Origin of the sequence: Actinomadura fulvescens, assembly GCF_039533225.1 — a bacterium.
In the GTDB taxonomy this organism is placed as follows: domain Bacteria; phylum Actinomycetota; class Actinomycetes; order Streptosporangiales; family Streptosporangiaceae; genus Spirillospora; species Spirillospora fulvescens.
The window spans coordinates 671,655-695,921 of record NZ_BAAATD010000004.1; the positions used below are offsets into that span (position 1 = coordinate 671,655).

A 24,267-nucleotide genomic window follows, 5' to 3' on the forward strand; every position below is an offset into this window, starting at 1 on the left:
AACCCCTAACGAACCCGAACGAACCCGAACTCGACTACCCGACATCGAGAAGAAGGCGGGCCGGGCCCCACGGCCCGAACCGACATGAGGGTGAAATCTGATGGGCACCAAGAGCAACCGCCGGCCGCCCACCCCGCCCGGGGCGGCCGCAAGGAAGAAGGCACCGGACGACGCCGCCGGCGGAGGGAGGAGGCGAGGCCTGCCGATTCGCCTGCGGATCACGGTCCTGCTGCTCGTGCCGCTGATGTCCCTGGTCGCCCTCTGGGGCTTCGCCGCCAACCTCACGCTCGGCGCGGCGTTCGACAAGTACGACTTCTCCACCACCTACGACAAGGTGGGGCTGCCCGGCCTCTTCCTGGTCAACCAGCTCCAGCAGGAACGTTCGCTGAGCGTGGTCGCGGTGAGCACCCGCAAGCCCGCCGACCGGCAGAAGCTCGGCGCGCAACGCGCCCGCGCGAGCGCCGTGCAGGCCGCGTTCCGCAAGTCGGCGTTCTCGCCCGAGGCCACGGACGCGGCGAAGCCGGAGACCGAGCAGCGGCTGGCCGAGGCGATGAAGGCCCTCGACCGGCTGCCCGCGCTGCGCGCCAAGGTCGACACCGGGCAGATCGGGACGCTGGAGCTCATCGACGCCTACGGCGGCGTCCTCGACCGCGTCATCCTGGTCTTCAGCGGTCTGGTCATCGTCAACGACCTCGACATCTTCGAACAGGGCCGCGCGCTCATCAGCGTGGGCAACGCGCGCGCCTACATGCTGCGCCAGGACGCGCTGATCTCCGCCGCGCTCGCGAAGGGCGGCAGGCTGTCGGACGCCGAGCACCTGGCCTTCGCGGAGTGGGCGGCCATCGGGCGGCGCGAGTTCCAGGTCGGGCTCGTGGACATGAACGACGACCTCAAACGCCCGTTGCAGCAGCTCGCCGCGACCCCCAACTTCCAGCGTTACCGCGCCATCGAGACGGCCGTGGTCAACGGGCGCGGCGACCGGCTGCCCCCCGAGATCGCGGAGTGGCAGGCGACCATCGCGCCGCTGTCCCAGGCGTGGGAGCAGAAGGTCACCCAGGCCAGCCTCACGCTGAACGACCTGGCCAAGCCGATCGGTGAGCGCGTCGTCCGGCGGCTCGTCCTGGTGGGCGGCTTCGGTCTGCTGGCGGTGGTGGCGTCGGTGCTCCTGTCGGTCTTCGCCGCGCGCAGCTTGTCGCGCGAGCTGCGCGGGCTGCAGCGCGCCGCACTCCGGCTGGCCGAGGACCGCATCCCGAGCGTGGTCGCCCGGCTGCGCCGCGGTGAGGAGGTGGACGTCGAGGCCGAGGCGCCGCCGCTCATCATCGGCAAGACCAGGGAGGTCTGCCGCGTGGGCGACGCGTTCACCCGCGTCCAGCACACCGCGATCGAGACGGCCGTACGCGAGTCGTACCTGCGCGAAGGCATCAGCCGCGTCTTCCTCAACGTCGCCTGGCGCAGCCAGTCCCTGCTCCACCGGCAGCTCCGCATGCTGGACGAGATGGAACGCCGCGCCACCGACCCGGACGTGATGGCCGACCTGTTCCGGCTGGACCACCTCACCACCCGCATGCGCCGCCATGCCGAGGGCCTGGTCATCCTGTCCGGCGCCTCGCCCGGCCGGGGCTGGAGCAGGCCCGTGCCGGTCGAGGACGTCATGCGCGCCGCCATCGCCGAGGTGGAGGACTACACGCGCGTGGAGGTCGTCGTGCTGTCGGCCGAGGCCGCGCTGATCGGGGAGGCCGTGGCGGACGTCGTCCACCTGCTCGCCGAGCTCATCGAGAACGCCACGGTGTTCTCACCGGCGCCGACCGAGGTCCTGGTCCGCGGTGAGATGGGGGCGAACGGCTTCGCGGTCGACATCATCGACCGCGGCATCGGGCTCGACCAGGCCGAGCTGAACGCCCTCAACCTGCGGTTGTCGCGGGCCCCCGAGTTCGACCTGGCCGTCACCGACCGGCTCGGCCTGTTCGTCGTCGCCCGCCTCGCGGGACGGCACGGCATCCGCGTCGCGCTGCAGCCGTCGGTGTACGGCGGCGTCACGGCGGTCGTGCTGGTCCCGCGCGAGCTGATGGTCGACATCGACCGCCCCGAGGACGAACGCGAACCCGGCGCCACCGCCACTGTGCCCGCCGACGGCGTGCCCGTCCCCCGGCAGGCGGCGGAGACGACGGCGAACGGCTCCGGCCACACCGAGGGGAACGGTCAGCGGCAGGCCCTGCTCAGATCCAAGGCGATGCTGAACGCGCCGACGCCGTTCGACGTGCCCGCTTCCCCCGTTCAAGGGACAGGGCCGGACGCGCCGCCGTCGTTCGGGACGCCCACCCCGCCCACCGGCCCGGCCCCGTCCACGCCCTCCGCGTCGTCCACGCCGCCACGTTCGCCCGCGCGGCCCGCACCACCCGTGCCGCCGCGCTCATCCGGGTCGCCCGCGCCGCCCGAGGTGCCGACCTGGGCCTCCGACACGTCCGCGTGGGGTACGGAACCACCGGCGTGGTCGGCGGCAGACACCCCCACCTGGGGCACCGAGGCGCCGGTCTGGGCCGCCGAGCCCGCCGACCGGCAGACCTCGTTCACCTCGCCGGTGTCGTTCGGCGAACCGATGGCCGCGCCGCACGCGCCGCACGCGCCGTACGCGCAGCCCGCGTCCGGCTCGCGCGCCCCGCTGCCGCGGCGGACCAGGAGGGCCAGCCTGGCGCCGCAACTGCGCGACGACGAGCAGTCCACCGGCTACCAGCCGGACGACGCGCTCGTCGCCTGGGAGGAACGCTCGGCCGAGGCGTCCCGGGACCTGTTCGCCGAACTCCAGGCGGGCTGGATGCGCGGCCGGGACGAGGACGAGGGACCGTCCGATCACCCAGAGGGAAGGGGAGGACCGACATCATGACGCAGCAGGGAGTGGGGACCGAACTGAACTGGCTGCTCAACGACCTCGTCGACCGCGTGCCCCAGGTGCGCAAGGTCGTCGTGCTGTCGCGGGACGGCCTGGTCATGGGATCGTCGCGGGACGTCGGCCGCGAGGACTCCGAATACCTGGCCGCGCTGGCGGCCGGCTTCCACAGCCTGGCGCTCGGCGCCAAGCCGCAGCTCGACTCCGGCGAGATCCGGCAGACCATCATCGAGATGGACAAAGGGCTCTTCTTCGTGGTCCCGGCCGGTGCCAACAGCTGCCTGGCGTTGCTGAGCGAGGTGGGCGCGAACGCGGGCCTGGTGGCGTACGAGATGACGATGCTGGTCAAACGTGTCGGCCGGCAGCTCTCCACGGGGCTGAGAACGCGCGGCCCGGTCCCGGAATCCGGGTGAGCGGTGATGGACCCGAGCGTCTCCGGCGGCCCCCGGGGCCCGGGCCGGGAGCGGTGGATCGACGAGGCCGCCGGGCCCGTGGTCCGGCCGTACGCGATGACCCGGGGCCGCACCCGGGCCCGTGGCGAGCCGCTCGACCTCGTCACGATCCTCGTCGCGATCGGCCACGCGCCCGCTGAACCCGGCCGCCTCACCCGCGAGCAGCGGCGGATCCTGTGGCTCTGCCGCCGCCCGCACACCATCGCCGACCTGGCCTCCGACCTGGACCTGCCGTTCGGCGTGCTCCGGGTGCTGGCCGGGGACCTCCTCGACTCGGGCCTGGTGGGCGTCCAGCGCTGGACCTCGCCCGCCGCCCAGACCGATCAGAACCTGCTCAGGAGGGTTCTCGATGAACTCCGCGCGCTCTGACGAACTGCATGATCCGGCCGATGGCCGGTCCGACGACGAGCACGACGGCCCGCGCGTCGCGCTCAAGATCCTGGTGGCGGGCGGCTTCGGGGTCGGCAAGACCACCCTCGTCGGCGCTGTCAGCGAGATCCGCCCGCTGCGCACCGAGGAGGCGCTCACCGACGCGAGCGTCGGCGTCGACGACCTGGAGGGCGTCGACGCCAAGCGGACGACGACCGTGGCGATGGACTTCGGCCGCATCACGCTGCGGGACGGCGTCGCGATCTACCTGTTCGGAACGCCGGGCCAGGAGCGGTTCTGGTTCATGTGGAACGAGCTGTCGCGCGGGGCGCTCGGCGCCGTGGTGCTGGCCGACACCCGGCGGCTCACGGCCAGCTTCGCCTCGATCGACTACTTCGAGGAGAAGGGCACTCCGTTCGTGGTGGCGGTGAACTGCTTCGACGACGCCGACCGGTACGAGTCGAACGAGATCCGAGGCGCCCTCGACATCGATCCGCACGTCCCCGTCATCCTCTGCGACGCGCGGCGGACCGACTCGGCCAAGCGGGTGCTCGTCGGCCTGGTCGAGCACGCGCTGCGACTGGCAGGCGCCACCGCCGGTCGCTAGCGCCTCACGGCCCGCCGCCAGGGCGCCACGGTCGGCCGCTAGGGCTGCGTGGCCGGGCGGTCGGATGCTGGCCGGTAGAGGCCAGGCCGGGCCGCCGGTTGTGGCCAGCGCCTGGGTGCGAGTGGAGGTCGCTGCCAGGGGCTGGTCCGCGGGGGTCAGGCGGTCGGCGCCTCCGTGGCGGGATCGGTCGTCGGAAGGCCGGTGACCTCCTCGTTCTCCTCCGGTGGGTCCAGTGGTGGACGCATGATGACCTCGTTCACGCCGACGTCGTGGCCGGCCTCGCAGCGGACCTCGGCCATGACGGCCTCGCCGCAGTCGGCGTGGACGAGGGAGACCATCCGCCCCTCCTCGCTCTCAAGGTAGATGTCGCCCCATTCCATGAGGCTGACCAGGGTGGGCGCCAGGGCGAGGCCCGCCTTGGTGAGGTGGTACTCGTAGCGGGTCCGCTGGCCGGGCTCCTGGTACGGCTCCTTGCTGAGCAGGCCGAAATTCACCAGATGCCGCAGCCGGTCGGTGACGGCCGATTCGGTCATGCCGAGGTTCCGCACGAAGTCGCCGAAACGGCTCGTACCGAGGTACGCCTCGCTCAGCACCAGCACCGCCGACGGCGGGCCGATCGCCGCGAGTGTCCTGGATACGGGGCAGTTCTGCATCGACCAGGTGGTGCGGTCGGCGAAGTGCCCCTCAAGTGCGATGGTCACCTTCGCGATTATACGCCGAAGAACATGCTGACTTGTATTGACCGCAGTCAGCGGATCTCGCTACGCTACCTAACTATGGTTGATCAAAGTCAGGTGCGTCCGCGACTCGCCCTCGCGGTACTCTCCGTGGCCAGTTTCATGGCCGGGCTCGACCTGTTCATCGTCAACGTGGCGTTCAACGACATCGGCCGCGACTACGCGGGCGCCTCGCTCGCCGATCTCTCCTGGGTGCTCAACGCGTACACGATCGTCTTCGCCGCGTTGCTGGTGCCCCTCGGCAGGCTCGCCGACCGCTACAGCCGCAAGGCCGGGCTGCTGATCGGCCTCGTCGTCTTCGTCGCCGCCTCCCAGGCCTGCGCGCTCGCCCCGTCCCTGTGGTGGCTGGTCGCCTTCCGCGTCCTGCAGGCCATCGGCGCCGCGGCTTTGATCCCCACCAGCCTCGGGCTGCTGTTGTCGGTGTATCCCCCCAAGCGGCGCGCCGCCGCGGTTCGGATCTGGTCCGCCTCCTCGGCATTGGCGGCCGCGGCGGGTCCGGCCGCGGGTGGCGTGCTGGTCGAAGCCTCGTGGCGCTGGATCTTCGAGGTGAACGTCCCGATCGGGATCGTCGCGGTGTTGCTCGCGCTGCGCTACGTGCCCGACTCCCGGGACGGCGCGTCCGCTCGTGTCCCCGACCTGACGGGGGCCGTGATCTTGACGAGCTCCATAGCGTTGCTCGCGCTCGGGCTCGTGAAGATCAATGACTGGCCGGGCGAGCGGACCGCGGTCGTGGTGGCCGTGTCCATGCTGACCCTGGGTGCGTTCTGGCTGCGTTCGTCGCGGCACGCCACACCGGTGATCGAGCCGTCGCTGCTCGCGGTGCGCACCTTCGCCTCGTCGAACGCGGCGATCCTGCTGTTCTGCGTCGCGTTCGCCGGCAACCTGCTGATCGGTGTCCTCTGGATGCAGGAGGTCTGGAACTACTCGGCGATCCAGACCGGGCTCGGGGTGGCTCCCGGGCCGCTGATGGTACCGATCTTCGCGTTGGTGGCCGGCCGGATGATCGGCGCGCGGGTCCCGGTCGGCGTGGTCACGGCCCTCGGCTGCGCGGTCTGCGCCGCGGGCATCGCCATCATGGTGACGAGCCTCGGCCCGACCCCCGCCTACGCCTCCGACCTGCTCCCCGGCTGGCTCGTCGGCGGTGCGGGCGTCGGCCTGGCACTCCCCACCATCCTGTCGGCCGCGGCGACCGACCTGCCGGAGCACCGGTTCGCGACCGGTAGCGCGGTGGTCAACATGAGCCGCCAGATCGGCAGCGTCCTCGGCGTGAGCCTGGCGGTGGCCGTGCTCGGCACCCCGCACGGCTACCTGGACGCGCACGAGTCGTTCGTCGACGCCTGGCTGGTGATCGGCGCCTTCATGATCGTCGCGGCCTTCGCAGCGCTCGGCATGACCCCTCGCCGCATCGCCTCCGGCCACATCGTGCCCGAGTCGGGACCGGCCGTCGCGAGAACGAAGACGACCTGAACCGGACGAACGAGAAGCCGGACGAACGAGAAGCACGTGAACCCGAGCCCGAACGAGGAGCACGTGAACCGCGACGCCTGCGGGTAAGCCCCGACCCGCAGGCGTCCCCACCCGGCCCACCCCCCGCGCCGTCGCCGCCATGGCGCGTTTCAGGAGCGGTGGCTTGAGGTGGGGGAGGGAGCAGGCGCAGGCCGAGCTGCGGTTTCTTGACAGACAACAGTGTCTGTAAGAGACTCGGCGCACTCTCTCGGGGAGGACCGCCATGCGTAGCCGTGCCCTGACCGCCGTCTGGACGACCCTTGTCCTGACCATGTCCGTGGTCATGGCCGTCCCGGCCGGTCCTTCGCCGGCAGCCGCTACCGCGGTCGCGGTCGCGGCACCGCAGGCCTGGGCTCCCGATCCGGAGCGGTACGGCATCGCGGTCGAGCGCAATCTCACCGTCAAGCTGAGCGACGGCAGGCTCCTGCGCGCCGACGTGCACACTCCGGCCGATACCTCGACCGGACGCCCGGCCGCGGGACCCTTCCCCGTCGTCGTCGGCTTCACCCCGTACGGCAAGTCGACCTCGGCGCAGTTGGGCACGCATGGCAGCGGCGGCCTCAATCCCTACCTGGTGAAGCGCGGTTACATCGGCGTGGTGGTGGACGTTCCCGGCACGGGCGGGTCGGAGGGAAAGTTCGACCTGTTCAGCCCGGATGAGGCGCGCGCGGGCGCCGAGGTGGTCCGCTGGGCCGCGGCGCTCCCGCGCGGCAACGGCAAGGTCGGGATGCTCGGCCTGTCGTACGTGGCCATCGACCAGTTGTTCACCGCCGCCGAGATCGGCCCCGGCTCGCCCCTGAAGGCGATCTTCCCGATGGCGGCGTCGGTGGACCCGTACCGCGACCTGTTCACGAGCGGCGGCGCGCTCAACGTCCTGTCGCCGCTGGGCCTGGTGTTCGGCTACGGCGTCACGCGCGTCCTCACGCCGTTCGCCGAGCTGGCCTCGGACCCGGTCACCGCGCTCACGCTCGCGTTCCGGAACCTGCTGCAGGCCGGGCCGTTCGAGCTGAGGTTCGCGCGCGACATGCTCACCAACGGGCCGCGCCGCTACGACAACGCGTACTGGAAGGTCCGCGCGCCCGAACGCGTCCTGTCGAAGATCGTGGCCAACGGCGTGGCCGTCCATCTCGTCGGCGGCCTCTACGACGTCTTCCAGCGCGGCGAGCCGCTCCTTTACAGCGGGCTGCAGAACGCCGCGGCCGGGCGGCCGGTCACCGCGCCCATGCGACCGGGGCAGCAGGTTTCCTCCAAGTACCAGCTGACCTTCGGTCCATGGACGCATGGAGACATGGGCCGCGGGATCGATCTGGACCGGCTGCAGCTCCAGTGGTTCGACCACTGGCTCAAGGACCGCGACACCGGCGTCACCGACACCGCGACGCCGCTGCGGGTGCTCGAACCTGGCGGCGCGTCCTATGCCACGGCCAACTACCCGCTGGCTGAGGCCAAACCCGTTCACCTGTCCCTGCGTTCCGGCGGACGCCTGACCAGCGACAGGCCCGCCGCCGGCGAGCCCTCCGACACCCTGCTCTTCACCGGCGTGTCGAATCCCTGCACCCGTTCCACCGACCAGTTCGCGGCGGGCCTGCTGTCGCAGCTGTCCGAGGCCGGGATCGGCGGCCTGTGCGTCGGACCCCAGCGCAAACCCGCCCGCGGCCCAGGCGAGGTCACCTACTCGACCGAGCCGCTGGACCGGCCGATGCGGCTCGCCGGGCCCATCGGAGTCACCCTGCGCGCCTCCGCCACGCGGCCGGAGACGCTCTGGGCGCTCACCTTGGAGGACGTCGCTCCTGACGGCACGTCCACCGACGTGTCCGGCGGCGCGCAGCTCGGCTCCATGCGCGCACTGGACACCGGACGCAGCTGGCCCGGCACCTCCGGCCACTGGCTCAGCCCGTACCACAGGCTCACCAAGGACGCGCTGCGGCCGGTCCCGGCGGGCGAGGTCGTCCGGTACGACGTCGCGATCCGCCCGGCGTTCGCCACCGTCCCGGCCGGGCACCGGCTGCGGCTGCGCGTCGCCACCGCCGACTTCCCGCACCTCGTCCCGCTGGCCGATCTGCCCGGGCTGCTGGGCGGGCGCTACACCGTTCGCCATGACGCCGCCGCGCCCTCGGGCATCGATCTGTCCGTCGTCGCGGCTCCATGACTGAGCCACGTCGGCTGCCTCGGGGCCGGTACGCCCTGTCCCGTGCGGAGGTGGAGAGCATCCACCGCGCACGGCTGTGCGCCGCCATGGCCGAGGTGATGGCCGAGAAGGGGTACGTGGGCACGTCGGTGGGGGACGTCCTCAAGCGTGCCGTGGTCTCGCGCCAGAGCTTCTACCAGCTCTTCGACTCCAAGCTGGACTGCTTCATGGCCACCGCCCGGCTGGCGAGCGAGTACCTGATGGAACGGTTGCGCGAGGTGCTCGCGGCGTCGCCCGAAGGGGAGGAGCCGCTGGTCCGGTTCGAGCGGGCGCTCGCCGCCTACCTCGACGTGCTGGCCGCCGAGCTGCCGTTCGCGCGGCTGTTCATGGTCGAGGTGTACGCGGCGGGTCCCGAGGCCGTGCGGCGGCGCACCGAGGGGCAGATCGCCCTCACCAGGGCGCTCGCCGAGGTGATGGAGGTGACCGACGAGGTGGGCCACTACACCTGCCAGGTGGTCGTCGCGGCGACGAGCGCCCTGGTGACCCCGGCCGTGGCCTCGGGCGACCGCGACGCCCTGCGCGCCGCCGCCCCGCCCCTGACCGACCATGTCCGCCGCCTGTGGGAGATCGGGGCCTTCGGCGCGATATGAAGAGGCGGTCGCGCCTGATCGGCACTACACTGCTCAGGTCGCCCCACACCGTCCGGACCCGGACGGCGTCCGGGGTGTACGGGCTGTAGCGCAGTTTGGTAGCGCACCGGCTTTGGGTGCCGGGGGTCGTGGGTTCAAATCCCGCCAGCCCGACCTACGGGTCAGTCGGCTGAGCCCTTCTCATGAGCGGCCAGCCAGGCGCCGACGCCCGCGGGGGTGAGGAAGGCGTCGAACGCGAGCTCGGAGGCGCCGATCAAGGTGGCCTCCGCGCCGAGGGCCGAGGGGACGACGGCGGCGGGGTGCTCGCGGCGGAAGTCCATCAACCCCGCCTGGTAGGACGTCTCCAGGGCCTCGGCCGAACGGGCGAGCAGCCCGGCGCCGAGCCCGGAGAGCGTCACGATCTCCGGGTCGAGGGCGTTCACCAGCGCGCTGATGCCGATGCCGAGGATGCTCGCCGCCTGGTCGACGACGGCCTGGTGGGCGGGGTCGGCAAGGATCTCCAGCGCCCCGGGGCGGTCCTGAGGCGGCCGGCCGGTGGCCCGCAGCAGGGCGTTCGCGCCGACCTCCAGACCCCAGCAGCCGGTCGCGCCGCAGGGGCAGGGCCGGTCGCTTCCGATCAGCGGCATGTGGCCGAACTCCCCGGCGGCCCCGCGTGACCCCGGGATGGGGTTTCCGTTGAGGATGAGCGCTCCGCCGAGGTCGAACTCGATGTGCAGGTGCAGCCCGAGCCCGCGGGCGCGCAGTGCGCCCCGCCGGGCCTCCGCCAGGCCCGCGAGGGTGGCGTCGTTGTCGAGAAGGGCGGGCTGGAGCGCCGCCACGACGTCGATCTCCCGCCAGCCGAGATGCGGGATGTCGAGCAGCCGGCCGTCGCGGACCGGCCCGGGAGCGGCGACCGCCACGCCGACCGAACGGGGCGCGAGCGCCTCCCGGTGCCGCCGGATCGCGGCGGCGAGCGGGCCGAGCACGTCCTCGGCGGGAGCGCCGGGGTGCGGCCGCCGTTCGAGAACGGCCGGCCGCCCGCCGAGTTCGGCCGCCGCGATCGTCCACACGTCCTCGCGGAGATCGACGGCCAGGGCCAGCGGGCCGTCCGGATGGGGACGCGGGATGCCCGTCGGGCGGCCACGGGTGCCCTGACGGGCGATCTCCTCACGGATGAGCCGGGCGTTGGCCAGTTCGCCCGCCAGGACGGCGGCGGTCCCGCGCGACAGCCCGAGGGACCGGGTGAGCTCGGAACGCGTGGCCCCGGCGCCCGCCTCGTGCACCGCGCGGAGCAGCCGCACCAGATTGTGCAGCCGCAGCTCACCGCTCGTCGTCGCTCCCGTTTCCCGCATGGGGTGATTGTGCCAGCCGCCGGTCGTCGATTATGTTCTAGGCGCGAGCAAATTTGGGAGGAACCGTGATCAAACGCGCCAGGCTCGGCGTTTTCGGCTACTTCTGGCTGTGCGGCCTGGTCATCGGCGTGTGGGCGGCGAGCCTGCCCGCGCTGGACGACCGGCTCGACCTCGGCACCGGCCGCACCGGCACCGTGCTCCTGCTGGTCTCGCTGGGCGCGCTGGTCTCCATGCAGGGCGCGGGGCGCGTGGCCGACCGCTTCTCAAGCCGCCGCCTCTGCCTGGTCTCCGGTCCGCTGCACCCGCTGCTCCTGCTCGGCCCGGCGCTGTCGGGGTCGTACGAGGCGCTGCTGGTGTGGGCGTTCGTCTTCGGGCTCGGCTTCGGCCTCCTTGAGATCGGCATGAACGCGCACGCCGTCGAGGTGGAGGAACGGTACGCCAGGCCGATCATGTCCGCGTTCCACGGCATGTGGAGCCTCGGCGGCGCGCTCGCCGGGCTGGTGACCGCGGCGGCGCTCCGGAGCGGCCTCGGCGTCGGCGCCCTGCTGACGGCGACGGCGCTCGCCGGCGCCGTCCTCATGCTGCTACCCGGCCGGTTCCTGCTGCGCGACCGCCTCGCACGCGAGCCCGCCGAGGCCAAGGAGTCCGGTGACGGACGCCGGCCGCCGGTCAAGGGAGCCGTCGCCCTGCTGGGCATCGTGGTCTTCGCCGGATCGGTGAGTGAGGGCGCGGCCATGGACTGGGCCGCCATGCACGCCCGGCGGGTGCTCGACGCCGGCCCAGACCTGGCACCGCTCGCGTTCACGGTCTTCTCGGTCGCGATGACCACCATGCGCTTCCTCGGCGACCGCCTGCGTGGCCGCCTCGGCAGCGCACGGACACTGCGCCTGGCGGGCGTCCTGGCCGCCTCCGGTTACGCCCTCGTGATGCTGGCCCCCGCCCTGGGCGGCGCGGCCATGGGCTGCGCCTGGGCGGGCTGGGCGCTGGTCGGCACGGGCCTGGCGACCGTCGTGCCCGTCGTCTTCAGCACGGTCGGCGCCTCCCAGGAGGCGGCGGGCCGCGCGCTGGCGCTGGTGACCACGTTCGGCTACTGCGGCCTGCTGGCCGGACCGGCGGTCATCGGCCACCTGGCCGACGCCACCTCGCTTCCGGCCGCCCTCGCCGTGCCCGCCTGCCTGGCCGTCTTCGTGGCCCTGGCAGGCCCCCGAGCGATCACGTCCCTCACCCACCCGCGCCCCGTGCGCCGCCACACCGACCGAGACCACCTCGACGTACTATCCCCAAACCTCCCCAAACCCTGACCCCACTATCCGCCCATGCCAGCCACGCCTGCGTGATCACCAACCGCGTCAGAGCCAGCCCGCGTTGATCACCCGCCCGCGTCAGAGCCAGCCTGCGCCAGTGCTGGCCCGCGTCCGCGCCAGCCCGCGTCCGCGCCAGCCCGCGTCCGCGCCAGCCCGCGTCCGCGCTGGCCCTCGTCCGCGCCAGCCCGCGTCCGCGCCAGCCCGCGTCCGCGCTGGCCCGCGTCCGCGCCAGCCCGCGTCGGCGCTGGCCCGCGTCAGCGCCCGCCTGCGTTGATCGGCCGCCTGGGTCAGTGCTGGCCTGCGGTGGCGGTCGCCGCAGGCCAGCGCTGCTGTGGTGATGCGAGCCCGCTGTCGGCGGCGGCCTGTGTCAGGGGTGGTCGCGTAGGAGGGTTCGGGCTGTGGTCGCGGCCATCGCGAGGGCCTCGGGTAGGCGTTCTGGTCGGCGGCCACCTGCTTGTGCGATGGCGCCCTTGCCGCCCGCGCCGCCGCCCACGGCCCGTGCCGCGTCCGTGAGGAGATCGCGGGCTTGCAGGCCGTCGCGGGCGAGGTCATGGGTGAACGCGCCGACCAGCGTCGCTCTGCCGGTGGCGGTCGTGCCGAGCACCACCGCCCCTGGTCCAGGCCGTTGCGCGAGCTCGGTCGCCAGTGGCCGCAGCTCTTCTGGGGACATGCCGTCGATGAGCTCGGTGACGAGCCATGCGCCGTTCACTCGTTCGGCACGGCCTGCGAGACGTTCGGCGGTCGCCGTTCGCTCCGCCTGCCGCAACCGGTCGAGTTCGCGCTCGGTCTCCGCCAGCGCCGACAGCCGCCGCCGCAAACGGTCCGGCGCCTGCTCCGGCGGTACGTTCAGCAGCGAGGCCAGCTCGGTCAGCAACGCCTGCTGCCGATCGTGGTGGCGGAGCGCGTCCGCGCCGGTGAGCGCCTCGATCCGGCGCAGGCCGACACCGATCGACGACTCGCCGATGACGTGCATCGGGCCGGCCTGCGAACCGTGGCCGACGTGGGTGCCGCCGCACAGTTCTCGCGACGCGTCACCGATGTCGACGATCCGCACGTGGTCGCCGTACTTCTCGCCGAAGAGCGCGATCGCGCCCGCCGCCTCCGCCTCGTCCCGGCTCGCATCCCACACCCGAACGCCGGGATCGTCGAGCAGGTAGTCGTTGACCAGCGTCTGCACGCCCGCGAGCTCACCGGGGCCGACCGCGCCGAAGTGCGTGAAGTCGAACCGGAGCCGGCCCGGCTCGACCCGCGAACCCCGCTGCACGGCATGCTCGCCAAGCACGCGGCGCAACATCGCGTGCAGCACGTGGGTCGCGCTGTGCGAGCGCGCGGTCGCCGCTCGCCGCTCCGCGTCCACGACCGCCTCCGCCTCAGCGCCGGTCCGGACCTCGCCGTGCTGCACGCGCGCCCGGTGAACGTGCAGGCCGTCCAGGCCGGGACGGGTGTCGAGGATCACCAGCGTCCCGGCCGCCGTCGTGACGTGCCCGGTGTCGCCGACCTGGCCGCCCGCCTCCGCGTAGAACGGGCTCCGGTCGAGGACCAGCTCGATCTCCTGCCCCTCGGCCGCCACCTCGACCACGCCGGAGCCGTCCAGCAGCGCGAGCACCCGGACGTCCGCCCGTGTCCGGTCGTACCCGACGAAGTCGGTCAGGCCATGCCGCGCCACGATCCGGCGGTAGGCGTCCTGGCGGGCCACCGCTCCGCCCTTGCGGTCGCGTTCCGCCTCCTTCGCCTGGCGCTGCTGCCGTTCGAGAAGCTCGCCGAACGCGTCCTCGTCGACGGTCAGCCCCGCCGACCGCGCCGCGTCCACGGTGAGGTCGATCGGGAAGCCGTAGGTGTCATGGAGCTCGAACGCGGTCCGCCCGGACAGGCCCGATCCGCTGCGGCGCGCGCGTTCGATCGCCCCGTCCAGCAACCGCGAGCCCTGCCGCAGCGTGCGGTCGAAGGCCTCTTCCTCCGCCGCGACGACCTGCCGCACGAGCTCGCGCCGCCGTTCCAGCTCGGGCCACGCCGGACCCAGATTGTCGATCACACTCGCGGTGAGCGCCGGCAGCGCCGGCTCGTCGATCCCGAGCGTCCGCGCGTGCCGGATCGCCCGGCGCATCAGGCGGCGCAGCACATACCCCCGGCCGTCCTTGCCGGGCAGCACCCCGTCCGCGATGAGGAACGCCACCGACCGCGCGTGGTCGGTGACGACGCGGAACGACACCGACTCCTCGCTCCCGTCCCGGCCGGGGTACGCGCGTCCTGCCAGCTCCTGCGCCAGGCGGAACGTCGGCGCGACGAGATCGGTCTCGCACAGGGTGTCGACGTCCTGCAGGATCGCCGCGAGCCGGTCCAGGCCCAGCCCGGTGTCGATGTTCCTGGCGGGCAGTTCGCCGACGATGGGATAGCCCTCCTTCGACGGCCCCTCGCCGCGCAGGTTCTGCATGAAGACGAGATTCCAGATCTCCTGGTAACGCTCGCCGTCCACCGCGGGCCCGCCTTCGCGCCCGAACGACGGCCCCCGGTCATAGTGCAGCTCGGACGACGGCCCGCACGGTCCGGGCACGCCCATGGACCAGTAGTTGTCGGCCATGCCGAGCCGCTGGACACGCTCACCCGGCACGCCGAGGCGCCGCCACATCCGTTCGGCCTCGTCATCGTCCGAATAGACGGTCACCCAGAGCCGATCGGGGTCGAGCCCGAAGTGCCCGGTGAGCAGCTCCCACGCCCAGCCGATCGCCTCCTGCTTGAAGTAGTCGCCGAACGAGAAGTTGCCCAGCATCTCGAAGAACGTCGTGTGCCGCGTCGTGCGGCCCACGTTGTCGATGTCGGAGGTCCGCGCGCATTTCTGCACGGACGTCGCGCGCCTGTGCTCGGGCACCCGCTCGCCGAGCATGTACGGCTTGAACTGGTTCATGCCCGCCGCCGTCAGCAGCAGCGTCGGATCGTCCGGGATCAGCGGGCCGGACGGCACGACGCGGTGATCGCGCGCGGAGAAGAAGTCGAGAAAGGTCGAGCGAATGTCAGGTGATCGCATGGGACGGCCTCACGAGGTCGGTGGGATGACGGCGCACACCGCCGAGCCGGGCCGAGAACGACGCCTCGTTCCCCGGCTCGGCGCGGCTAGCTCGCCGCCCCACCTCGTGAAAGCCCATCGGACTCTGCCAGATCTCCCGTTCGTGACCGCGGGCCCTCAGGCCCGCCCTTGACTCACGCTAACGCGCCGCCGCCGCCGGATTCTTCCCATTTTCCTCGGGCGGAAGGCCCTTCAGACCGATTAGGCGAGGAAGCCGAGCAGCGCGGCGGTGAGCTCGGCAGGCGCGTCCTCCTGGACGAGATGCCCGGCTCCCTCGATGAGGTGGAGCCGGGCGCCCGGGATCGCGGCGGCCAGCTCGTGGGCCTTGGCGACCGGGATCCACGAGTCGCCGGTGCCCCAGCAGACGAGCACCGGCAGGTCGAGCTCCCCGTACCGCGCCTGGATCTCGTCCGTGAACCGCTGGTCCGCCTGGGCGATCTGGCGGTAGAACGAGGACTGCCCGCCGTCCCTGAGCCACGGCCGGACGAGCGCGTCGAGCGTGGCCGGGTGCAGCCCCGGAGCGCTCGCGGACGCGACGTACTCCCGGATGAGCGCGCGGTGCAGATGAGGCGGCAGCTGCTCGAACACCTCGGCGTTGGCCCCGACCAGCCGGAAGAACGGCGAACCCCACGGCGCCAGCGCCACCGGATCGACCAGCGCCAGCCTGCGGTAACGGGCACCGTGCAGCAGGTGCGCGCGCAGCGCCACGGCACCGCCGAAGTCGTGCGCCACCACCTGCGGCTCGTCCAGTCCCCAGTGCGCGAGGAGCTCGGCGAACACGCGTCCTTGAGCCTCCAGCGAGACGTCCTGCCCTTCGGACATCTCCGACGACCCGTAGCCGGGCATGTCCCACACGTACACCCGGCGGCCGTCGGCGAGGGCCTTCGCGATGCGGCGCCATACGTAGGAGGAGAAGGGCGTGCCGTGCAACAGGACGAGCGGCTCCCCGTCACCGAACGCATCCCACCGGACCTCTCCGGAGGTGCTCCGATAGGTCTCGCCGAGCTTCCAGTCCACCACTGACCTGCCGCCTCCCCAGGACGCTCCGGCACTTCCCGCATAAGCAGCGTACGGGCGGAGGGCGGCCACGAACGCTTCGTCGCCCAGCGCGCCGCGACCTTTGCGCGCGTACGCCCGAGATCATCGCGGAGCTGCGGGGGTGAACTAATGGGCGGGCCCCTGACCCGCGCGGTAGGTCAGGGGCCCGAGCCTCGGCTCGACACTGTGTGGGGGTCGCGTCGTCAGCCGAGGCCGTTCTTGAGGGCGGTGATGAGCTCGCCGTTGGCGGTGTCGCCGCTGAGCTCCCAGAAGAACGACCCGCCGAGACCCTGGTTCTTGGCGTAGGTCATCTTCCCGCCGATGGTGGACGGCGTGTCGTAGCTCCACCACTGGGTGCCGCAGTGGGCGTAGGCGGTGCCGGCGACGGTGCCGTTGGCCGGGCAGCGGCCCTTAAGGATCTTGTAGTCCTCGATGCCCTGCTCGTAGGTGCCGGGCGCGGGGCCGGTGGCGGTCCCGCCGGGTTCCTTCTGCGTCACGCCCTGCCAGCCGCGGCCGTAGAAGCCGATGCCGAGCAGCATCTTGTTCGCCGGGATGCCCTTGGACCTGAGCTTCTGGATCGCCGCGTCGCTGTTGAAGCCCTGCTGCGGGATGCCCGGGTAGGAGGTGAGCGGCGAGTGCGGGGCGGTCGGCCCCTGCGCCGCCCAGGCGCCGAAGAAGTCGTACGTCATCGGCAGGTACCAGTCGACGTACTGCGCCGCGCCGCCGTAGTCGGCCGCGTCGATCTTGCCGCCGTCCGAGGCGTCGGCGGTGATCGCGGCGGTCAGCAGGTTGTTCGAGCCGAACTTGGCGCGCAGCGCCGACATCAGGTTCTTGAACGAGGAGAAGCCGCTGGTGTCGCAGCTGAGGCCGCAGGCGTTCGGGTACTCCCAGTCGATGTCGATGCCGTCGAACACGTCCGCCCAGCGCGGGTCCTCGACCAGTGAGTAGCAGGACTGGGCGAACGCGGCGGGGTTGGCCGCGGCCTGTCCGAAGCCGCCGGACCAGGTCCAGCCGCCGAACGACCAGATCACCTTGAGGTGCGGGTGCTTCTTCTTCAGCTTGCGCAACTGGTTGAAGCTGCCGCGCAGGGGCTGGTCCCAGGTGTCGGCCACGCCGTCTACGCTCTCGCCCGCGGTGTAGGCCTTCTCGTAGTCGGCGTAGCTGTCGCCGATGGTGCAGCGGCCGTTCTGGACGTTGCCGAAGGCGTAGTTGATGTGGGTGAGCTTGGCCGCCGAGCCGCTCGTGTCAATGTTCTTCACGTGATAGGCGCGCTGGTAGACGCCCCACTGCGCGAAGTAGCCGATCACCTTGTCGCCGCCGGGCCCGGTGTTGCCCTCGTCGGTCGTGACGCTGACGGCGTTCGACGCGGGAGAGGCGTTGCCGGCCGCGTCGCGTGCCTTGACCGTGAACGAGTAGGCCGTCTTGGGGGAGAGCCCGGAGACCGTGGCGCTGGTGCCGGTCACGGTGTCGGCGAGCGTGCCGCCCTGGTACACGTCGTATCCGGTCACGCCGACGTTGTCGGTGGCGGCGGTCCAGGCCAGCGAGACACTGCTGGAGGTCTTGCCGGTGGAGCGCAGGCCGCCGGGAGCGGCGGGGGCCTCGGTGTCGTCGCCCGGGCCGCCGCTGCCGTCGCAGGTGGCGCCGTTGACCTTGCAACCGGTGATCCAGCCGGGGCCGGTGCCGTTGAACCCGAAGCTGGCGGAGGCGCCCGCCGCGAGTGTCCCGTTCCAGCCGACGTTGGTGAACGTGTAGTGGTTGCCCGAAGCGGTCTTGTTGGCGTCCCAGGTCGAGCCGACCGACGTTCCGGCGGGCAGGTCGAACTCCACCTTCCAGCCGGACACCGAGGCCGTCGTGCCGTTCTTGACCGTGCACTGGCCGCCGAAGCCGCTGCCCCAGTCGGAGGTCTTGGTACAGGTCGCGGTCACCGCCGCCGCCGACGCCTGCGGCGCCGCGACCAGCGAACCGGCCATCATGATGATCAGTGCGCCGGCCAGCCCGATCGCTCGCCGTCCGCGGGGTCTGGACATGGTTCTCCTGTTCAGTTCACTCCGAACCCAATAGGAACCCCGATCGATGGAGCGCTCCATCACTCTTAGGAAAGTTTCCTAAGAGTTGGGGGGATCGTAACCTCGCCCTCTGGAGCGTTCAACCCCTGGTGACGTGGCCGTTCACGCCGTCGCACTGGTCCTGTCGGCTGCCTGCGGACGTTCGGCGGGAGCGTGCCAGAGTTGGCGAATCAGGCCAGCCGAAGCGCATGCAACGGGCAGGCCGAAAAGCCGCTCCACTGGTCTAGAGCGGTTGCTTCACCTCGGGTTACCTCGACAGCGAGCGGTGGCGGAGCGGTCAGAGCTCGACGGGATAGGAGAGCGTGAGCTCGTCCGCGGGGACGCCGCGGATGCCCCAGTTGACCGCGGGCATCTCGATGATCGTCAGTTCCAGGTCGGCGGCGCCGAGATCGAGCGCGGCGCAGAGGCGTTCATAGAACGTGCGGATCAATGCGCGCTTGGCGTCCTCGCCACGGCCGGTGAAGCAAAGGATCTCGATGACGAGGTAACGCTCGCCGCGCTGGGGCGCGACGAGGTCGTCCGAGCCGAGCCACAGGAACCGCTGGAACCGCTTGTCGTCCGGCAGCCGCCACGCTTCGGCGAGGCATTCCTGCACCAGGTCGGAGATCTCCCCGCGCCGCTCCGCCCACACGTCACGCCGTGCGTAGATCTTCACCTGGGTCATGAACGTCCTCTCGCCGGAACCTGTGATCTTAGGTCCGCCCGCCGGGCGCGACGGCATCGGGCCCCGTCGCCGGATGTCTCAGAACGTGCCGAACCATCGCGGCATGTCGAGCTGGAACGGGTCCGGAGGCGTCATCCGGCGCAGATCCTCCTCCATCGCCCGGACCCGGTCGGCTCCGAGGGTCTCGGCCCAGCGCGCGCGGATCTGGTCGAAGATCTGCTCGGACAGCGTCAGGCTCTCGACGCCGCGCGCGGTGAGCTGGACGATCTTGCGGCGCGCGTCGGCGGGATCGGTCGCGCGCTCGACGTAGCCGAGCTTCTCCAGCTGGTCGATGGTCTTGCCGGCCGCCTGCTTCGAGACGCCCATCGCGCGGCCGAGCTCGACGGCGGTCACGCCCCCGCCGCGGCCGATGGCCTGGCAGGCGAACCCGTACATCGGCTTCATCCCGGGATGGCCGCGCCGGGCCAGCTCGGCGTGGAGCTCATCGATGATCACGCGGAAGCCGAGCAGCAGGCGCAGCGGCAGCTCGAAGCCAGGCGGGCTTGACATAAAAGACAACCTCGTTAACTATATGGACAACAACGTTGTCTAACTCTAACGGATGGGACTCCGATGACTGTGATCCGGAACGCCGACGCACGCCGTACCGAGACCCCCAACGGGGTCATGACGACCCTCGCCTCGCCCACCCAGGGCGGCGCCGGAACGGCGATGTGGCGGGTGGACATGCTGCCCGGCCGCGAAGGCCCGCTGCACGCCTTCGACACCGAGCAGGTGTGGACGTTCGTCGAGGGCGGCGCGACCGTCCGGCTCGGCGACGAGAAGCTGACCGTCACCGCCGGCGACACCCTGGTGATGCCCGCCGACGTGACGCGCCAGGTGTTCACCGAGCCTGACCACGGTTTCGTCGCCGTGGTCGTCGCGCCCGCGGGCAGCCAGGTCTACAACCCCGACGGCCAAGGCCCGCAGGACCCGTGCGACCTGGCGCCCAAGGCGGCCGAACGCCTCGTTCCGCCGTGGGTGCGGTGAGCACCCGCCTCCTGGGGACTGCTCACACGCTGGTGAGCGGTCACGCGTTGAGATAGGTGAGGACGGCCAGGACGCGGCGGTTGTCGTCTTCGGACGGCGGCAGGTTGAGCTTGCCGAAGATGTTGTTGGTGTGCTTGCTGATCGCCTTCTCGGTGATGAAGAGCTTGCCGGCGATCGCCGCGTTCGACCGTCCCTCGGCCATCAGCCCGAGCACCTCGCGTTCGCGCGGGGTCAGCGCCTGCAGCGGCTCCTCGCGGGCACGGCGCGTGAGCAGCTGGGCCACCACGTCGGGGTCGAGCGCGGTGCCGCCGTCGGCGACCCGGCGGACGGCGTCGACGAACTGGCTCACGTCCGAGACGCGGTCCTTGAGCAGGTAGCCGATGCCGCCCGAGCTGTCGCTCAGCAGCTCCCGCGCGTACAGCTGCTCGACGTGCTGCGACAGGACCAGCACGGGCAGGCCGGGGATCTCCTTGCGCGCCTCCAGCGCGGCCCGCAGCCCCTCGTCGGTGAACGTCGGCGGCAGCCGCACGTCGACCACGGCCACGTCCGGGCGATGGGCGGTCAGCGCGCGCAGCAACGACGGCCCGTTGTCGACCGCCTCGACGACCTCGAAGTCGAACGCCTCCAGCAGGCGGATCAGTCCGTCCCGGAGGAGGGCAAGGTCCTCGGCGATGACAACGCGCACGGAAGCTCCATGGTCACGACGGTGGGTCCGCCCCGCGGACTGGACACCGCCATCGTCCCATCGAATGCCGCCAGCCTGCGTTCGATTCCCCGCATCCCCGAGCCCGCTTCCGGGTCGGCGCCGCCGAGACCGTCATCGCCGACGATCATCTTGAGCGCGCCGTTCGCGTGGTGGACGTCGATCCAGGCCCGCCGCGCGCCGCTGTGCTTGGCGACGTTCGCGAGGATCTCGGCGACGGCGAAGTAGGCGGCCGACTCCACCGGCGCCTCGGCCCGGCCCGGCAGGTCGATCACGACGTCGACGGGCAGCGGCAGCGACAGCGCGAGCGCCCGCACGCCGCCCTCCAGGCCGCGTTCGGCCAGCACGGGCGGATGGATGCCGCGCACCAGGCCGCGCAGCTCGCTGAGCGCCGTGCCGCTGGCCTCGCGCGCCTCGACGAGCAGTTTCTGGGCGGCCTCGGGGTCGTACTTCATCAGCTCCTCGGCCAGGCCGATGTTCATGCTGAGCGCGACCAGCCGGGCCTGCGCCCCGTCGTGCAGGTCGCGTTCGATCCGGCGCAGCTCGGCCGCGGAGGCGTCCACGGTTTCCGACCGTGTCTCGGTCAGCTCCTGGACGCGCCGCTCCAGCGCGCCGCGGGTGGGGGAGAGCAGCGAGCGGTTGAACAGCGCGTGCGCGCGCAGGAAGCGGGGGCCGAGCGGCACCCCGGCCGCCGTGAGCGCGCCGCCCAGCACGATCGAGCCGACGGTGCCGACCAGCCCCCACTCGTCCAGGGGCCAGAACGGCCCCCAGCCGTAGCCGATGATCTCGGCGAGCAAGGGAGCGACGAGGACACCCTCGATCCCGTACACCACCAGAGCGGCCGGAAGCAGCCCGAGCAGCAGCCCGACCGGGACGTTCACCAGCGACCACAGCACGTCGCGCCACGTCGCCGGGTCCCTGAGCAGCCACCCCAGACGGCGGAACGGATTGGCCGACGCGGGCGGCTCGGGCCGGTACGGGACGGGAATCGCCACGCCCGACCACTCGGCGCTCCACCTCCGCTCCTGGTTGGCCAGCCCGCGCAGCGCGAGCAGCGTCGGCGGCAGCAGGAAGACGCCGACGCCGATCGGGATCAGGGCGAACGACACGACGGCGAGCACGAACAGGGGGATGTTCACCGCCTGCGAGAGCACCACCTGGATCAGGCCGCGTACGGCCGAGAGGAACCAGCGGTGGACCATCCCCTCGGGGGCGTCGCTGCCGTCGCGGTCACTCACCGTTTCCTGCCTCCTTCTACCGCCGATCAGCTCATTGTGGTCCGTCCGCCGGCGCGCGTGGGTGGTGCTAGGTCCTCCTTTCGGCGCCGGAAAGGGGAGGTGAAGCCCTACCCCGGAGGGGGAGTTGAGGCCAGTGCCCGCCGTTCCGGCCGCCAAGAGCATCGAGGTCGTGGGTTTCCATTCCGCGAGGACGAGAAGCGAGGGCGGCCGATGAACATGCGGTCGATGGGCACGCAGGAGCCGAGACAGCGCCCAAGGCGGCGGGCGAGGCGGACGAAGCGGGCCAGACGCGAACCGGGGCAGGGCGCGACGGTCCGGGTGGCGCGGTGGAGCGCCGTCCATCCGTGGCGCGCGATCGGGATGTGGCTCGCGTTCGTGGTGGCCTGCGTGGTCATCGGCGGCGCGGCCGGGACCGACAAGGCGACGCTGATCGATCAGGGCACCGGCGAGTCCGGCCGCGCCGCCGCGGTCGCGCACGCGCACGGCGTCGCCGAACCGGCGGGCGAGAACGTGCTCATCTCGGCGCGGCAGGGCGCGCTCGACCAGGCACGCGCCGCGCAGGCCGCCGGCGAGGTCGCGCAGCGGATGCGCAAGCTGCCCGACGTCGCCGCCGTGGGACAGCCGTCCCCCTCACCCAAGGGCGACGCGATCCTGCTGCCCATCACCATGCGCGGCGACCCCGAGACGGCCAAGGAACGGGTCGAGCCACTGCTCGCGCAGACGGCCGAGGTCCAGCGGGCCCACCCCGGCCTGCGGATCGAGCAGGCGGGCGACGCCTCGATCCAGCACGGCATGGGCGAGCTCATCGTCGAAGACCTGCTCAAGGCCGACCTGATCGGGCTGCCCATCACGCTGGTCATCCTGCTGGTGGCGTTCGGCGCCGTCATCGCCGCGGGCGTGCCGCTGCTGCTGGCGATCACCGCCGTGGTCGGCGCGGTCGGGCTGACCGCGCTGGTCTCCCACCTGGTCCCGATGTACGACTCGGCGACCAGCATGACCATGCTGATGGGGCTGGCGGTCGGCGTCGATTACTCGCTGTTCTACCTGCGGCGCGAACGTGAGGAACGCGCGAGGGGACGCGACCACCTCGCCGCCATCGAGATCGCGGCGGCCACGTCCGGCCACGCGGTCGTCGTCTCCGCCGTCGCCGTGATCGTCTCCATGGCCGGGCTCTTCCTGACCGGCCACGTGATCTTCACCTCGCTCGCCTCCGCCGCCATCGTCGTGGTCGCGGTGTCGATGCTCGGCTCGGTCACCGTGCTCCCGGCCGTGCTGGCCAAGCTCGGCCCGCGCGTCGACCGTCCTCGCGTGCCGCTGGTCTGGCGGCTGACGGCGACGCGGCAGGGGCCGCCGCGCCTGTGGCCCGCGCTGCTCCGCCCGGCGCTGCGCCGCCCGGCCGCCACGCTGCTCGTCTCGGTGCTCGGGCTCGGCGCGCTGGCACTGCCCGCCCTGGGCATGGACCTCAGGTCGACCACGACCGACGAACTGTCCCGCGCCATCCCGGCCATGCGGACCTACGACCGCCTGACCGCCTCGTTCCCCGGCGAATCGACCTCCCACCTCGTCGTCGTCCGCGCGCCCGCCGAACGCGCGGGGGAGGCGCGGCAGGCCCTGCGCGGGCTGGCCGCCATGACCCGTGACGACCGTCTCTTCGCCCCGGTCACGACGCAGGTGCGGCAGTCCGCCGACCGCCGCGTGCACACGCTCGTGCTGGCCTCCCCGTACGACGTCGGCTCCGACCAGGCCCAGGACGCCGTGCGGAGGCTGCGCGCCGAACTGCTGCCCGCCACCGCCGGCCGGGTCGCGGGGGCCGAGCACTGGACCGGCGGAGAGGCCGCCGACAGCCACGACTTCGGCAAGCGCCTGGAGGAACGGCTGCCGCTGGTCATCGGCTTCGTGCTGCTCCTGACGTTCGTGATGATGGCCGCGATGTTCCGTTCGGTCGTGGTCGCGCTCACCGCGATCGCCGTCAACCTGCTGTCGGTGGGCGCCGCGTTCGGCGCGCTCGTGCTGGTCTTCCAGCACACGTGGGCCGAGGGGCCGCTCGGCTTCACCTCGACCGGGCACATCATCGCCTGGATCCCGTTGTTCCTGTTCGCGGTGCTCTTCGGGCTGTCGATGGACTACCACGTCTTCCTGGTCAGCCGGATCCGCGAGGCCGCCGCGGCGGGCCTGCCGACCCGGCAGGCGGTCGCCGACGGCATCACCCGGTCGGCGGGCGTGGTCACCGGCGCCGCCGTGATCATGATCTCGGTCTTCGCGCTGTTCGGCGCCATGCGCCTGATGGACATGAAGCAGATGGGCATCGGGCTCGCCGTGGCCGTCCTGATCGACGCCGTGGTCATCCGGATCGTGGTGCTACCCGCCCTGATGACGCTGCTCGGCCCGGCCAACTGGTGGCCCGGCCTACCTGCCCCCCGGCGCCACGTTCCTGGATCTCCGCGCGACAAGTGAGGCACGTTCCTGCACAATGCACTGGCGATACCCAGGGAAGAGAGCG

Annotated in this window: 19 protein-coding genes and 1 tRNA gene; 11 read left to right on the forward strand and 9 right to left on the reverse strand. The window is 72.0% G+C overall.

From position 1 onward, the window contains the following. Positions 1-100 precede the first annotated feature (100 nt). From ABD333_RS18710 to ABD333_RS18725, 4 genes are read left to right on the forward strand one after another with little or no spacing between them, the layout of a single operon-like run. A complete protein-coding gene (locus ABD333_RS18710; protein WP_344542523.1) occupies positions 101-2,881 on the forward strand; it encodes a sensor histidine kinase in 2,781 nt (926 codons plus the stop codon). Then, positions 2,878-3,297 carry a roadblock/LC7 domain-containing protein gene (locus tag ABD333_RS18715; RefSeq protein ID WP_344542524.1) on the forward strand — a complete coding sequence of 140 codons (420 nt, stop codon included), beginning with the start codon at positions 2,878-2,880 and terminating at the stop codon, positions 3,295-3,297. The genes ABD333_RS18710 and ABD333_RS18715 overlap by 4 nt, the downstream gene beginning before the upstream one ends. Before the next feature lie 6 nt (positions 3,298-3,303). Next, positions 3,304-3,705: a DUF742 domain-containing protein gene (locus tag ABD333_RS18720; RefSeq protein ID WP_344542526.1), complete on the forward strand. Its 402-nt coding sequence runs from the start codon at positions 3,304-3,306 to the stop codon at positions 3,703-3,705. Continuing rightward, positions 3,686-4,312, forward strand: a complete 627-nt coding sequence (locus ABD333_RS18725; RefSeq protein WP_344542528.1) for a GTP-binding protein — start codon at positions 3,686-3,688, stop codon at positions 4,310-4,312. The genes ABD333_RS18720 and ABD333_RS18725 overlap by 20 nt, the downstream gene beginning before the upstream one ends. Before the next feature lie 155 nt (positions 4,313-4,467). Here ABD333_RS18725 and ABD333_RS18730 read toward each other — a convergent pair whose 3' ends face one another. Further along, a complete protein-coding gene (locus ABD333_RS18730) occupies positions 4,468-5,013 on the reverse strand; it encodes a winged helix-turn-helix transcriptional regulator (protein WP_344542529.1) in 546 nt (181 codons plus the stop codon). Positions 5,014-5,139: 126 nt separating this feature from the next. Between ABD333_RS18730 and ABD333_RS18735 the strand changes: the two genes are divergently transcribed. The 4 genes from ABD333_RS18735 (at position 5,140) to ABD333_RS18750 (ending at position 9,486) form a co-directional block, all read left to right on the forward strand. Continuing rightward, entirely contained in the window at positions 5,140-6,516 is a 1,377-nt protein-coding gene (locus ABD333_RS18735) for an MFS transporter (protein ID WP_344542530.1), read from the forward strand. A gap of 262 nt (positions 6,517-6,778) precedes the next feature. After that, a complete protein-coding gene (locus ABD333_RS18740) occupies positions 6,779-8,704 on the forward strand; it encodes a CocE/NonD family hydrolase (RefSeq protein ID WP_344542531.1) in 1,926 nt (641 codons plus the stop codon). Then, positions 8,701-9,333, forward strand: a complete 633-nt coding sequence (locus tag ABD333_RS18745; protein ID WP_344542533.1) for a TetR/AcrR family transcriptional regulator — start codon at positions 8,701-8,703, stop codon at positions 9,331-9,333. Before ABD333_RS18740 ends, ABD333_RS18745 begins: the two co-directional genes overlap by 4 nt. Before the next feature lie 79 nt (positions 9,334-9,412). After that, a tRNA-Pro gene (locus ABD333_RS18750) sits at positions 9,413-9,486 on the forward strand. Between the two features lie 8 nt (positions 9,487-9,494). Here the strand turns inward: ABD333_RS18750 and ABD333_RS18755 are convergent. Then, on the reverse strand, positions 9,495-10,664 hold the full coding sequence (locus ABD333_RS18755; RefSeq protein WP_344542535.1) for an ROK family protein: 1,170 nt from the start codon (positions 10,662-10,664) through the stop codon (positions 9,495-9,497). A gap of 65 nt (positions 10,665-10,729) precedes the next feature. Between ABD333_RS18755 and ABD333_RS18760 the strand changes: the two genes are divergently transcribed. Continuing rightward, positions 10,730-11,965 (forward strand): MFS transporter, encoded by a 1,236-nt coding sequence (locus ABD333_RS18760; RefSeq protein WP_344542537.1) that lies wholly within the window; start codon positions 10,730-10,732, stop codon positions 11,963-11,965. Between the two features lie 370 nt (positions 11,966-12,335). Here ABD333_RS18760 and alaS read toward each other — a convergent pair whose 3' ends face one another. The 5 genes from alaS to ABD333_RS18785 all read right to left on the reverse strand — a co-directional run bounded on the left by alaS (position 12,336) and on the right by ABD333_RS18785 (position 19,346). Continuing rightward, entirely contained in the window at positions 12,336-14,990 is a 2,655-nt protein-coding gene (gene alaS, locus ABD333_RS18765; protein ID WP_344542539.1) for an alanine--tRNA ligase, read from the reverse strand. A 240-nt stretch (positions 14,991-15,230) separates the two neighbouring features. Beyond that, a complete protein-coding gene (locus ABD333_RS18770) occupies positions 15,231-16,046 on the reverse strand; it encodes an alpha/beta fold hydrolase (protein ID WP_410557759.1) in 816 nt (271 codons plus the stop codon). Between the two features lie 224 nt (positions 16,047-16,270). Further along, entirely contained in the window at positions 16,271-18,094 is a 1,824-nt protein-coding gene (locus ABD333_RS18775) for a glycosyl hydrolase family 18 protein (protein ID WP_344542542.1), read from the reverse strand. A 316-nt stretch (positions 18,095-18,410) separates the two neighbouring features. Further along, the gene (locus tag ABD333_RS18780) at positions 18,411-18,797 is read right to left on the reverse strand and encodes a tautomerase family protein (RefSeq protein WP_344542543.1); all 387 of its coding nucleotides are present in this window, start codon (positions 18,795-18,797) and stop codon (positions 18,411-18,413) included. 78 nt (positions 18,798-18,875) lie between these two features. Next, positions 18,876-19,346, reverse strand: a complete 471-nt coding sequence (locus ABD333_RS18785) for a MarR family winged helix-turn-helix transcriptional regulator (RefSeq protein WP_344542544.1) — start codon at positions 19,344-19,346, stop codon at positions 18,876-18,878. 63 nt (positions 19,347-19,409) lie between these two features. Here ABD333_RS18785 and ABD333_RS18790 point away from each other — a divergent pair, with 63 nt between their 5' ends. Beyond that, positions 19,410-19,826, forward strand: a complete 417-nt coding sequence (locus ABD333_RS18790; RefSeq protein ID WP_344542546.1) for a cupin domain-containing protein — start codon at positions 19,410-19,412, stop codon at positions 19,824-19,826. Positions 19,827-19,866: 40 nt separating this feature from the next. On the opposite strand, the gene ABD333_RS18795 is transcribed toward ABD333_RS18790, so the two are convergent. Next, on the reverse strand, positions 19,867-20,511 hold the full coding sequence (locus tag ABD333_RS18795; RefSeq protein WP_344542547.1) for a LuxR C-terminal-related transcriptional regulator: 645 nt from the start codon (positions 20,509-20,511) through the stop codon (positions 19,867-19,869). Continuing rightward, complete coding sequence (locus tag ABD333_RS18800; RefSeq protein WP_410557757.1) at positions 20,463-21,731, reverse strand: sensor histidine kinase; 1,269 nt, start codon at positions 21,729-21,731, stop codon at positions 20,463-20,465. Before ABD333_RS18800 ends, ABD333_RS18795 begins: the two co-directional genes overlap by 49 nt. Positions 21,732-21,992: 261 nt before the next feature. Here ABD333_RS18800 and ABD333_RS18805 point away from each other — a divergent pair, with 261 nt between their 5' ends. Then, positions 21,993-24,221: an MMPL family transporter gene (locus tag ABD333_RS18805; protein WP_344542550.1), complete on the forward strand. Its 2,229-nt coding sequence runs from the start codon at positions 21,993-21,995 to the stop codon at positions 24,219-24,221. Positions 24,222-24,267 lie beyond the last annotated feature (46 nt).

Coding starts and splice junctions, on each gene's coding strand:
- ABD333_RS18710 (WP_344542523.1), top strand. CDS start 101: ATGGGCACCAAGAGCAACCGCCGGCCGCCCACCCCGCCCGGGGCGGCC.
- ABD333_RS18715 (WP_344542524.1), top strand. CDS start 2,878: ATGACGCAGCAGGGAGTGGGGACCGAACTGAACTGGCTGCTCAACGAC.
- ABD333_RS18720 (WP_344542526.1), top strand. CDS start 3,304: ATGGACCCGAGCGTCTCCGGCGGCCCCCGGGGCCCGGGCCGGGAGCGG.
- ABD333_RS18725 (WP_344542528.1), top strand. CDS start 3,686: ATGAACTCCGCGCGCTCTGACGAACTGCATGATCCGGCCGATGGCCGG.
- ABD333_RS18740 (WP_344542531.1), top strand. CDS start 6,779: ATGCGTAGCCGTGCCCTGACCGCCGTCTGGACGACCCTTGTCCTGACC.
- ABD333_RS18745 (WP_344542533.1), top strand. CDS start 8,701: ATGACTGAGCCACGTCGGCTGCCTCGGGGCCGGTACGCCCTGTCCCGT.
- ABD333_RS18755 (WP_344542535.1), bottom strand. CDS start 10,664: ATGCGGGAAACGGGAGCGACGACGAGCGGTGAGCTGCGGCTGCACAAT.
- alaS (WP_344542539.1), bottom strand. CDS start 14,990: ATGCGATCACCTGACATTCGCTCGACCTTTCTCGACTTCTTCTCCGCG.
- ABD333_RS18775 (WP_344542542.1), bottom strand. CDS start 18,094: ATGTCCAGACCCCGCGGACGGCGAGCGATCGGGCTGGCCGGCGCACTG.
- ABD333_RS18780 (WP_344542543.1), bottom strand. CDS start 18,797: ATGACCCAGGTGAAGATCTACGCACGGCGTGACGTGTGGGCGGAGCGG.
- ABD333_RS18785 (WP_344542544.1), bottom strand. CDS start 19,346: ATGTCAAGCCCGCCTGGCTTCGAGCTGCCGCTGCGCCTGCTGCTCGGC.
- ABD333_RS18790 (WP_344542546.1), top strand. CDS start 19,410: ATGACTGTGATCCGGAACGCCGACGCACGCCGTACCGAGACCCCCAAC.
- ABD333_RS18800 (WP_410557757.1), bottom strand. CDS start 21,731: ATGGTCCACCGCTGGTTCCTCTCGGCCGTACGCGGCCTGATCCAGGTG.
- ABD333_RS18805 (WP_344542550.1), top strand. CDS start 21,993: ATGGGCACGCAGGAGCCGAGACAGCGCCCAAGGCGGCGGGCGAGGCGG.